Genomic DNA, 8,852 nt, shown 5'->3' on the forward strand with positions numbered 1-8,852 from the left:
GTGTCCGCACACATGGTGTCCATGACGACGACTGCAACCCTGCCCTTGGCCCAGATCATTACCCGATCTCTGGCCCCGCTGAACCTCCCCGCCGACGTCCTGGCCGAGCGGGTAGCCCAACTGGTCGGTGAGCTTTCCCATGCCGGATATGAGAAGTCGGCCGCGGAACCCCTCTCGGCCGTCATTGCGAGGACGCTCGACCCTCGGAACACCCGAGAGGGTGCGTTGAGCCTCGTTAGCCGCCGAGCCGGCAAGCACGCAGGGACGGTCACCGCCCTGCCAGAGTTCGTAGTGAACCACCAATTAGGCCGCATCAACCCCTCCGGCGACCTGCCGGACGCGGACGGTTACGTCAACCCCCACGAGCCTGCAGACTCCTTCGACGATGCCGAAATTGTCACCAGCGACAGTGGGGTGCAAGACTCTGCCAGGGCGTGGCTTTGGGAGGGGAACATACATCGGCACCCCGATCGTCGCTTGCACCGCCCAATGCTCGACATCGACTTCCCGGCCGCCCTGATCCCGTCCAGTACGCCAGGCCACTTTCACCTCTATCTTGACAAGCCGATGCCGTGGGAGAAGTACCGGGACCTGCTCACCGCCCTCGGCAAGGCGGGCATTTTGGAGCCCGGCTACGTGAACGTGTCCCGGGAGCGCAAGTACACCGCCTTGCGGCTGCCGTGGGTGAAGAAACCCGCGCAGGGCGCGGAGCTTGTAGCCGCTGGTGCCAGCGAGGCGTTCTCCGCATGAGGACACCTGACATCACCGACGCCCACCTCGCCAAACTGCGCGACACCCTGACGTCATCCTCGCCGATCGACCTTGCAGAGATCGGCCGCGAGCACCTGCTGGCGATCGTCGACGACTTGATCGAGCGTCGCAGTTTGACCGTGCAATACCCGTACGAGTCTCCCCAAGGGCATGCCGATGCTCTTGCCGACAGCGGCGAAGCCTACTCCCAACACAACGGCTGGACTCTCAACTGCCTGTGGTGCGACTATCCCGCCCAAGGCAAGACCAAGGCCGAAGCTCTTGCCGTAATGCAACGCCACTACGACGGCCTTGGTGTCAACGCGGAGCTGCGATAGGGAGGCCGCAATCATGGACGAAACGATCCACCGTTACTTCCCCACGTTCCCCTGCGACGTCCAGTCTCTCTAAACCCAATCCCGACAAAGGAACCACATGGCAATTCAGGAAGAAACCGGCCCCGTCCTCGTCACCGTCTTTTGCGACGACTGTGAAACCACCGTCACCCGCGACTACATCGTGCCTGCCGGCACCGATTCGCTGACCGTGGCGCGTCGCGTCATGGCGACCCAGGACGGGTGGATGATCTCAGCGCGGGATGACATCTGTGCGGAGTGCTTCACTCTGTTGGAGAAAAATGATCCCGAAGCGGCCGCGGCCATCCGGGCTACGGAACGGACGTGGGACTCATGAGCGGCTACCCGCACATCGCGTATATCGCGGCGACGGATGACCTGGTTGGCGAGCTGATGCGCGCCCAGGGTGTGCCCGTGAACATCCAGGGCCGGGTGAATCTCTACCCGACCCGTGAGCAGGCCGAGGTGAACACCCGCAACTACGACGCCAAAGTAGTCCCAGTAGTCATCGACGTCCCCCATGGCGGCTGCTTCCGTGCCTCCGTGCAGGCCTCGGCTGACTCAGCGGCTGCCTGGGAATCCGAGCACCATTGGTTCACGCACTTCGGAAAGGCCCACGACTTCTGCCGGCAGCGCGAGCCAGGCTTCCTCCCCAGGATCACTGTCTTCGCCCCCAAGGAAACGCAGTATTGGGGACGGAACGGCGACGGTGAGGAAGTGGTGGTGGCCACCGAGGTGGAGTTCCTGCCGCAGCGGCTCCGCATCTTGCTCGCGTGAGCCGGAGACGGGCCCCGGCCTGTCCGCACACATGATGTCCATGAACATCCCCACTGCCGTGCCTGAGAGCGTATCCGACCCTCGAGTTGAAGCCGCCGCCCTTGCCATCGACCCTGCCCCATGGCGTTCTGGACACCCAGCATCCCTGGCCCGTCAGGATGCAATCCGCGAAACTGCAACCGCCGCACTGGCCGCCTCGGATGAGGTGATGTTCGCCGCGCAGCGTATCGACAGGGCTGTCAGTACCTTGGCTCAACAGCAGAACATCGTGGACATCTTCACCAATTTCGAACTGGCGCTGGCCCTGCGGGTTGAGGTGGTCACCGTGCTTTCCAGTCTCACCGGTCGAGACCTGATCTCGATGGAGGCCAAGCGAAACCCGGAGTTCGCCAGCTGGGTCGCCAACGAGTAGCCGCGCGAAGACGATTCCTCGCCCGTCCGCACACATGATGTCCACCCGAGGCAGCTGGCCTCACCGAAATGGAAGGCCCGCCATGTCAGTCACCTTTTTTACTCCCGCCCCGGTCTCCGCCTGGGCGTTTAGCTGCGGCCACGAGAACGGCGTCACGGCCCACCGTTTCGCCACCTGGCAGGAAGCCTCCGACTTCCTCAACGATCAGGCACGGGACGATCTCGGGACTGGTGCGCTGGCCGTCTGCGGGGATGACTACTGCTTCGCCTTCGGCCGGATGATGACCCATGCCATCCTTGAAAATGGGGGGCCGTCAATGCAGGTCAGCAACCACAATGCCGTCCGAATCTTGGCTGCGATTGGTCTTACTGCCCGAGAGCCCATCTGCGGCGAACGGGAGGCCGAGAACTTCATGGCCCGTGTCATCACCTCCACACCCACGGATGTACACACCGCCGACTGTCTCCACAAGCTGCGCGAAATCGCTGAGTTCGCCCTGGAGACGGGCCGGCCGGTGGTATGGGCATGACAGTGTCCGAGGGGCTGTTCCCGTTCACGCCCTGCTGGTTCAACATTCTGTTGCTGGTCATAGGGTGCGCCCTGATTGCGTTGGAGCGCATCCTCTGGGCTGCAGGTGGCTCCCGGGAGCGCGCCATTGTTCGCCCCGGAGGTTCCCTGTTCATGGCCGGCTTCATGGTGGCTGGGAGTGCCGTGATGACTTTCGGGTTGGCCGGCATCCTCGCAATTCGCCACGTAATTGGCCCATGAACAACGGTCAACGGGCCATTTGCTCACCTCGCATAAACAACGATCAACGAGGGAGGCAGTGATGACGTCCCACGGCCAGCCCACCCCTGCCGCCCTTGACTCCGCCGCGTTCATCTTCACCCGAACGAGAGAAACTCATGATCGCGGCAGGGGACAAGGTTCGCTGGGAAGCGGCGCGTGCAAAGGTTGCGGCGGCCATCGAAGCGCAAAGCAAGGACTGACGGTGTCGGACATTTAATCTGCGCATGCCGCACACATGAGGTCCATGACAAAGAAAACTTCCGCCAAGCCGTTTCCACAGTCCAACTCGGTAACGAAGGCGATCCGTCGCCGATTCGACCGACGTAACATCGGAGCCGCGACCCTCATCTTCACAGTGCTGCCCATCGTCGCCCTCCTCGCCGGCGGACTGTCAATCCTCAGTGACAACCACAATGGTCCGCTCCTGGAGGCGGCAAACGCTGCCTCATCAACCATCATGAGCTCATCGGTGGACGAGCTGGAAAAACTTCCACTGGCAGCAGTCGAGAATCTAAGAAACAACGCCCTCTGGGGCAAGAGCCACCTCTCTGCCGACCGCGCAAAAGCCATCCCGGCTTTCGAGAAGATCGATGCGATCTTCATTGCGAAAAACAAGGAGTAGGCGGCCAGCCACGCCGACAAGCTGTCCCGCGGTAGGACCAACCGCCTGCTGGCCTCCATTGGCGCCGTTCTGAACCACAAAACCAAGGAGCCGAAATGCCCGAAATCATCACCGTCCGCGAGACCATCGAATACACGATCACCGTACCGACCGGCAGCTATCCGATGGCGCTCGAAGAGGTCAGCTACCTGGACGCCACATCCAGCAGGACACTCCTCAAGGATGTCGTCTCGAAAGTCCACGAGCCGGCCTACGTCTTCGACCTCGATATGGAGCGCGAAGTCTTCACCCTCCTGGCCGACGGTGTCGAAGTGTTCGCCAGTCGCAGCCATGACGCCCGACTCGACCACTACCTGAGCCTCGGCGGTGAGCACGTCCCCGGCTGGACTGAACGGTACGACGACCTTGAGAATACCGACCGTGTGTGGGGCAAAATCAAGGGGCGTGAGGCGAAATGAGCGCAGCTCTCGAAACCGAGCCGACCCCGCAGGTTCTTGATGCGGCAGCATGCATCATCCGGCGCCTGCTCAAGCTGGGACCGGTAGACACCGTCAAGGTCCAGAGGTTGCTGTACTACGCGAATGCTTGGAGCCTGGTATCTGCAGGCAACCCGCTGTTCGAGGATGAGATTCGCGCCTGGCCGCAGGGTCCAGTCGTCGCTACCCTTCACCCCCTGATGCCTGGTCCGCTGCTGTTCGAAGAGTTGTTCGTCAACAACGCATGCGCTCTCTCTCCGGACGAGCGTGGCTGCATCACCTGGACAGTCAATACCTACGGAGGACTCTCCGGCTACCGGCTCAGCAACCTTGCCCGCAGGGAAAGCCCGTGGCTGGACGCCTGGTCCTCCGCGGCCCCCAATGACGGGCGCGGCGCGGTCATCACCCATCGTGCAATGCTCGGCTTCTACGGCATCCCGCAAGACCAGGCGTCGAAAAATCCGCACATATGAAATGCATGATCGCTCCCGACAGGAATCCCACCATGTCTCGACACCTCGTCGCAGTCCACTTCTCCGACGGCCCCACCATCGCCGCTCTGTCCGAAGATGCCACGCCGGCAACTGCGATCAAGGAAGCACCGGCCTCCGCCAGGGGTAGGAAAGTGAGGGGCTTCAACTCCACCCCTATCAACGAGACGCTCGTGGCTGTACTGGAGGAACATCCTGGCATCGTGTTCGGGCACGAGCAGAGCGCGACAGACGTGCTGGTCGTTTGCGAAGGCCCCGAGTGCTCCTGAGAGACGACCATCACGGGCAGGCAGAACCAGCGCGGACTCGGGCAGTGGCTGTCCATTGCCCACCAGGCCGCCATGGTCCAGGAGGCTTTCACGCTAAGCGAGCGGAACGGGGACGACCAGGGCAGCTAGGCGAGCCGCAGGCAGCCCCGTCAGAGAGTTGTTCGCCCGCCGCACACATGGTAACCATCAACCACCAGCAGGTCGCCCAAGGAGTTTACCGATGGCCATCGATTACAGCACCTTCACCCTGCCAGCCCTGCAGGTTGTCACCCACGCAGCCGCGGCCGCCAAGGAGCTCGGGCACGCCTCCATCCTGGTGGACCACCTCACCCTCGGACTCATCCGACAAGGGTCATCGGCAGCGACCATCGCGCTGGCATGGGTGAACATCACCGAACCTCTCGTGCTCAAATACATGCAGGAAACGTCTGGCGACTCCAAGGTGGACGCCAACGACACCCGGCTAGACCCATTGCCATCCCCAACCGCCGCTCTTGTGCTGCTTGACGCCCAGCAGATCGCCGCCGAAGAGGGCGCCACCACTGTGGCACCCGAACATATCCTCGCCAGCCTTGCGATTGATACCCCTCGCAGGACGTCCATCATCATGGCACTGAGTGTCCACGCCAAGGTCATGGCCAAGCTCCAGGAACTCGCTGTTCCCACACCGGCCCCCGAAATGAATCCTGCTGGCGACCCCCTCGCTAAACTGCGGGCTCTCGCCACTGAGCTCATGGCCAACACCGACCCCAGGTACAAAGACGACTGGGAGCGTGGCCACGACGCCGGAGTCCAGTCCGTCGGCCGGCAGCTCATCCGATTGCTTGACAACTTCTAGGAGATTACGATGTTTGAACGCTACGACGACACCGCCCGCCACATTATCGTGCTCGCCCAGGACGAGGCCCGCCGCCTGAACCACAACTACATTGGCACCGAACATGTACTGCTCGCCCTCGCAAGACGACCCGGCGGGCCCCAGGACGTCTTGCACCATTTCGGACTCACCCATGAGGGAATCGTCGACGCCGTCGTCGAGGAGATCGGCCGCGGACACACCGAGAACTCCGACCACATCCCGTTCACACCACGGGCCAGGGAACTGCTCATGACAGCCCTCCAGGAAGCCAATGAGCTCCAGGACAGGCCCATCCAGGACCTTCACCTACTCCTGGGCCTGCTTGGCCTGGAGGCCGGCGTCGGGCTGAAAATCATCCTGGCCGAGACCGGGAACATTTCGTTGGTCCGCGAAGTCGTGCTGAAAGACATGGCGATCAGCCGGGCCGAGAACGCCCGTGACGTGCTGACAGCCGGCACACGGCTCCACGAACTGCTGGAGGGATTCGTCGCCGCCGGCGGGAAGGCTGACTCGCTGGACTTCGCAAAAGGCCAAGCGGACGCCGCGCGGCAGATTGCCGCGGTGCTGAGTGGCACAGCCCGAGCGGCCTGATACGTTTACCGGTGCAATGAGCCGTTACGGTGGTTCAAAAGGAAGGTGGCGTGATGGGCAGAATGACTGTTCCGGACTCTCCTAAATACCCGCTCGGAACGATGGTGCCCTCACGGAGCACCGATATTTCCGCCCTGGAGGTTCAGGTGCGCGTTGCCCTGGAGTCGACGGGAGCGAAGTTCCTCCCTGAACGGATGTCAATCCAGTGCGGCCTCGAGCCGGCCAGGGGAAACTTCCCGCTTCTCACCCCTGACCTCATCGTTTCCGGGGCGCTCGTCTGCGTCGAAATCGACTCCGAGTACACTCACGGAGACCGTAACGAGGTCGATCAGAGCCGCAACCTGCTCCTTGCCGGGTTGGGATGGACGGTCGTGCGGCTACGACTCGGAGGACTCCCGCCCGTGGGCGAACACGATGTCATATGCGAAGCCAGCACACCGAGTAAGGCGGCGATTGAAGCTCTCGCCGCTGCCGTCGCGGACGCCGTGGCTGGCACTCCGGGTGCCGTCCGGAAGATTCACAAAAAAGCAGCCGTTGTTTCCAAATCTCAAAAGTCCCGACTAGGAGCTATGGCCGAGCACAAGTACCACGAAAACGCCTTCTACGCTGGTTGGACAACCGAGAGTGGCGAGAAGCTGGCGTTGGTCGTGACTGCCGGGGGAAGGTACCTTTCTGTTGACATGGGAGGGCGAGGGCTGCACTTTATCCGTCACCTGGACCTCCACACGAGGGATAGGAAAACCTGGCGGTCGGAGCTAATCCGGGTACTTAAGGAGCAGGAACTGACATCCTTCGAGCCCTCGTCCATTTACCCCTGGGGCGATACCCTGTTCATCGGCGCCCAAGCCGACGCCCTTCAAACCACCTTGAAGAAATTCAACCCGGGTGGCTCTGACTTCGCCTTCACCGCGAACCTGGAGGGGCCGGACGAGTTCAACGACGAATCCGTTCTCAAAGACGGTTCGGTCCTGGCGTCACTGCATCCGGAAGCCTGCGAAATTGGATGGTCCATCTCCGATGTTCGACTTCACGCTGGTAGAAACGGACCATACCAATCCATTCTGCTGGTCCGGGACTCACACGTGTAGCAAACGTGCGTGGGGAACGATGCTGCCCTGTCCGCACACATGGTGCCCATGGAAATCATTTCTGACCCGGTCACATACGAATACCGCGGCCAGCCTGTCGAAGACATGGGGTGGGTGCCGTTGAGCCCCGCGAACGCAAAATTGTTCGTGAAAAGAAGGCACAAGGTCCAGCGACGCCCCCTTGTGGGGTGGCAGCCTTGCAACAGCATGCCCGACGTGGAACCCGGTGCCCCGGAACCGGCCGCAATCGATCGCATGATCAATCTCATTGATGAACTGCATGAGGGCAGGCACCGGCTCACGCCGACACAGATGCGTGCCGGCATCATCTTGCTGCATGACGAGGCCACCCGCATCGCCGACCAGGAACAGAATGGAGCACGACCGTGAAACCGCACCTGAACGTCGGCCAGGAAGTCATCGTCGATGAAATCGGACAGCCGGAGCGGCGCACCTGTGAGTTCGGCTGCCCGCACGACGTTTACCAGATCACCCGCCGGGCCCTGACCATCCAGACCGCTGTCATCAAGCCGTGGCCGAAGATGCCGCCGGAAATGGCTCACGCCTATCCGCCCGATTACGCGTATTTCACTGCCGTCGACAGTGACGGGACGATCTGGACCAAGGAATCCCGCGGTGCCGGTTACCAGTGGGAAGCCGGTGAGCGGCGGGCCGAAAACATCATGATCGGCGGACGAACCGTTACCGGGTTTCCGGCCACCCCGACCAAGGCGACAACCTTCACCAACCTGACCGATGCGGAGGTGCCGTAGTGATTCCCGGACCCCGCGGCCGCAAGGAGTACTACACGGCCCGGACCCGAGATGGCATCACCCGCTACTACCTGCCCCCGATGTGCTACACACTGCACGCCGAGGGTGACGTGACGTTCCAGACCACGCCGCGCCCCCTGCACAACCGGCTGCCGCGAAAGATCAAGAAGTGGGTCCGCAAGGAAACGGGCTGGGGTGCGTGGAAGCCGTGGTGGACGAACCATGCCACGCGCGCCGGCGCGGCACTTCAGCCCGGGGCGCTGCGATGATTCCGGGCACCCCTGCCAGGGCCGTCCTGGACGCCCAACACGGCTTCCGGACCAATAAGGCCGCCACCCGTATTAAATGCCTGGGCCCGGAGTGCGGGACGATCATGGACATCGACGACCAGTGCGGGGCACCGCCTGCACCCGGGGCCGCTCGGACCGTGGCTGAATCCTCCCACGAGACGTTCGTCGGCCACCTCATGGAAGCCATGCACCCGATCAGCGAACTGGACGATCCGCTGGCGGAGCCGCCGTATTAAATAGGTGGCAACCTCAACTAGCAGTGGGGAGGGTGTGGGGGCAGGCGTTGCAACCTCGCGCCCCTTTCATTCG

18 protein-coding genes are annotated in these 8,852 nt (G+C 62.4%); all 18 read left to right on the plus strand.

What is annotated here, in order from left to right; genetic code table 11:
* The first annotated feature begins 21 nt into the window (after positions 1–21).
* On the plus strand, positions 22–750 hold the full coding sequence (locus LPN03_RS09095; protein ID WP_262453993.1) for a hypothetical protein: 729 nt from the start codon (positions 22–24) through the stop codon (positions 748–750).
* Entirely contained in the window at positions 747–1,088 is a 342-nt protein-coding gene (locus LPN03_RS09100) for a hypothetical protein (protein ID WP_262453994.1), read from the plus strand. The genes LPN03_RS09095 and LPN03_RS09100 overlap by 4 nt, the downstream gene beginning before the upstream one ends.
* Positions 1,089–1,185: 97 nt before the next feature.
* Positions 1,186–1,443: a hypothetical protein gene (locus LPN03_RS09105; protein ID WP_262453995.1), complete on the plus strand. Its 258-nt coding sequence runs from the start codon at positions 1,186–1,188 to the stop codon at positions 1,441–1,443.
* Positions 1,431–1,883, plus strand: a complete 453-nt coding sequence (locus LPN03_RS09110; RefSeq protein ID WP_262453996.1) for a hypothetical protein — start codon at positions 1,431–1,433, stop codon at positions 1,881–1,883. Before LPN03_RS09105 ends, LPN03_RS09110 begins: the two co-directional genes overlap by 13 nt.
* 40 nt (positions 1,884–1,923) lie before the next feature.
* The gene (locus LPN03_RS09115; protein ID WP_262453997.1) at positions 1,924–2,295 is read left to right on the plus strand and encodes a hypothetical protein; all 372 of its coding nucleotides are present in this window, start codon (positions 1,924–1,926) and stop codon (positions 2,293–2,295) included.
* 82 nt (positions 2,296–2,377) lie between these two features.
* A complete protein-coding gene (locus tag LPN03_RS09120) occupies positions 2,378–2,824 on the plus strand; it encodes a hypothetical protein (protein ID WP_262453998.1) in 447 nt (148 codons plus the stop codon).
* Positions 2,821–3,063: a hypothetical protein gene (locus tag LPN03_RS09125; RefSeq protein WP_262453999.1), complete on the plus strand. Its 243-nt coding sequence runs from the start codon at positions 2,821–2,823 to the stop codon at positions 3,061–3,063. The genes LPN03_RS09120 and LPN03_RS09125 overlap by 4 nt, the downstream gene beginning before the upstream one ends.
* A 265-nt stretch (positions 3,064–3,328) precedes the next feature.
* A complete protein-coding gene (locus LPN03_RS09130) occupies positions 3,329–3,706 on the plus strand; it encodes a hypothetical protein (protein ID WP_262454000.1) in 378 nt (125 codons plus the stop codon).
* A 95-nt stretch (positions 3,707–3,801) separates the two neighbouring features.
* Complete coding sequence (locus LPN03_RS09135; protein ID WP_262454001.1) at positions 3,802–4,164, plus strand: hypothetical protein; 363 nt, start codon at positions 3,802–3,804, stop codon at positions 4,162–4,164.
* Positions 4,161–4,655: a Panacea domain-containing protein gene (locus LPN03_RS09140; RefSeq protein WP_262454002.1), complete on the plus strand. Its 495-nt coding sequence runs from the start codon at positions 4,161–4,163 to the stop codon at positions 4,653–4,655. Before LPN03_RS09135 ends, LPN03_RS09140 begins: the two co-directional genes overlap by 4 nt.
* Before the next feature lie 32 nt (positions 4,656–4,687).
* Positions 4,688–4,942 carry a hypothetical protein gene (locus LPN03_RS09145; protein WP_262454003.1) on the plus strand — a complete coding sequence of 85 codons (255 nt, stop codon included), beginning with the start codon at positions 4,688–4,690 and terminating at the stop codon, positions 4,940–4,942.
* 220 nt (positions 4,943–5,162) lie between these two features.
* On the plus strand, positions 5,163–5,780 hold the full coding sequence (locus LPN03_RS09150; protein WP_262454004.1) for a Clp protease N-terminal domain-containing protein: 618 nt from the start codon (positions 5,163–5,165) through the stop codon (positions 5,778–5,780).
* A 9-nt stretch (positions 5,781–5,789) separates the two neighbouring features.
* The gene (locus LPN03_RS09155) at positions 5,790–6,392 is read left to right on the plus strand and encodes a Clp protease N-terminal domain-containing protein (RefSeq protein ID WP_262454005.1); all 603 of its coding nucleotides are present in this window, start codon (positions 5,790–5,792) and stop codon (positions 6,390–6,392) included.
* 50 nt (positions 6,393–6,442) lie between these two features.
* Complete coding sequence (locus LPN03_RS09160; RefSeq protein WP_262454006.1) at positions 6,443–7,480, plus strand: hypothetical protein; 1,038 nt, start codon at positions 6,443–6,445, stop codon at positions 7,478–7,480.
* A gap of 207 nt (positions 7,481–7,687) precedes the next feature.
* Positions 7,688–7,870, plus strand: a complete 183-nt coding sequence (locus LPN03_RS09165; protein ID WP_262454008.1) for a hypothetical protein — start codon at positions 7,688–7,690, stop codon at positions 7,868–7,870.
* Positions 7,867–8,253, plus strand: coding sequence for a hypothetical protein (locus LPN03_RS09170; RefSeq protein ID WP_262454009.1), 387 nt, complete (start codon positions 7,867–7,869; stop codon positions 8,251–8,253). Before LPN03_RS09165 ends, LPN03_RS09170 begins: the two co-directional genes overlap by 4 nt.
* Positions 8,253–8,522 (plus strand): hypothetical protein, encoded by a 270-nt coding sequence (locus LPN03_RS09175; RefSeq protein ID WP_262454010.1) that lies wholly within the window; start codon positions 8,253–8,255, stop codon positions 8,520–8,522. Before LPN03_RS09170 ends, LPN03_RS09175 begins: the two co-directional genes overlap by 1 nt.
* Entirely contained in the window at positions 8,519–8,779 is a 261-nt protein-coding gene (locus tag LPN03_RS09180; protein ID WP_262454011.1) for a hypothetical protein, read from the plus strand. The genes LPN03_RS09175 and LPN03_RS09180 overlap by 4 nt, the downstream gene beginning before the upstream one ends.
* Positions 8,780–8,852: the final 73 nt, after the last annotated feature.

Origin of the sequence: Arthrobacter sp. A2-55 (assembly GCF_025548615.1) — a bacterium.
GTDB lineage: Bacteria > Actinomycetota > Actinomycetes > Actinomycetales > Micrococcaceae > Specibacter > Specibacter silviterrae.

Bases quoted from the DNA above. Each gene is read 5' to 3' on its own strand.
- LPN03_RS09095 (WP_262453993.1), top strand. From the start codon at position 22: ATGACGACGACTGCAACCCTGCCCTTGGCCCAGATCATTACCCGATCT.
- LPN03_RS09100 (WP_262453994.1), top strand. From the start codon at position 747: ATGAGGACACCTGACATCACCGACGCCCACCTCGCCAAACTGCGCGAC.
- LPN03_RS09105 (WP_262453995.1), top strand. From the start codon at position 1,186: ATGGCAATTCAGGAAGAAACCGGCCCCGTCCTCGTCACCGTCTTTTGC.
- LPN03_RS09115 (WP_262453997.1), top strand. From the start codon at position 1,924: ATGAACATCCCCACTGCCGTGCCTGAGAGCGTATCCGACCCTCGAGTT.
- LPN03_RS09120 (WP_262453998.1), top strand. From the start codon at position 2,378: ATGTCAGTCACCTTTTTTACTCCCGCCCCGGTCTCCGCCTGGGCGTTT.
- LPN03_RS09125 (WP_262453999.1), top strand. From the start codon at position 2,821: ATGACAGTGTCCGAGGGGCTGTTCCCGTTCACGCCCTGCTGGTTCAAC.
- LPN03_RS09130 (WP_262454000.1), top strand. From the start codon at position 3,329: ATGACAAAGAAAACTTCCGCCAAGCCGTTTCCACAGTCCAACTCGGTA.
- LPN03_RS09135 (WP_262454001.1), top strand. From the start codon at position 3,802: ATGCCCGAAATCATCACCGTCCGCGAGACCATCGAATACACGATCACC.
- LPN03_RS09140 (WP_262454002.1), top strand. From the start codon at position 4,161: ATGAGCGCAGCTCTCGAAACCGAGCCGACCCCGCAGGTTCTTGATGCG.
- LPN03_RS09145 (WP_262454003.1), top strand. From the start codon at position 4,688: ATGTCTCGACACCTCGTCGCAGTCCACTTCTCCGACGGCCCCACCATC.
- LPN03_RS09150 (WP_262454004.1), top strand. From the start codon at position 5,163: ATGGCCATCGATTACAGCACCTTCACCCTGCCAGCCCTGCAGGTTGTC.
- LPN03_RS09155 (WP_262454005.1), top strand. From the start codon at position 5,790: ATGTTTGAACGCTACGACGACACCGCCCGCCACATTATCGTGCTCGCC.
- LPN03_RS09165 (WP_262454008.1), top strand. From the start codon at position 7,688: ATGCCCGACGTGGAACCCGGTGCCCCGGAACCGGCCGCAATCGATCGC.
- LPN03_RS09180 (WP_262454011.1), top strand. From the start codon at position 8,519: ATGATTCCGGGCACCCCTGCCAGGGCCGTCCTGGACGCCCAACACGGC.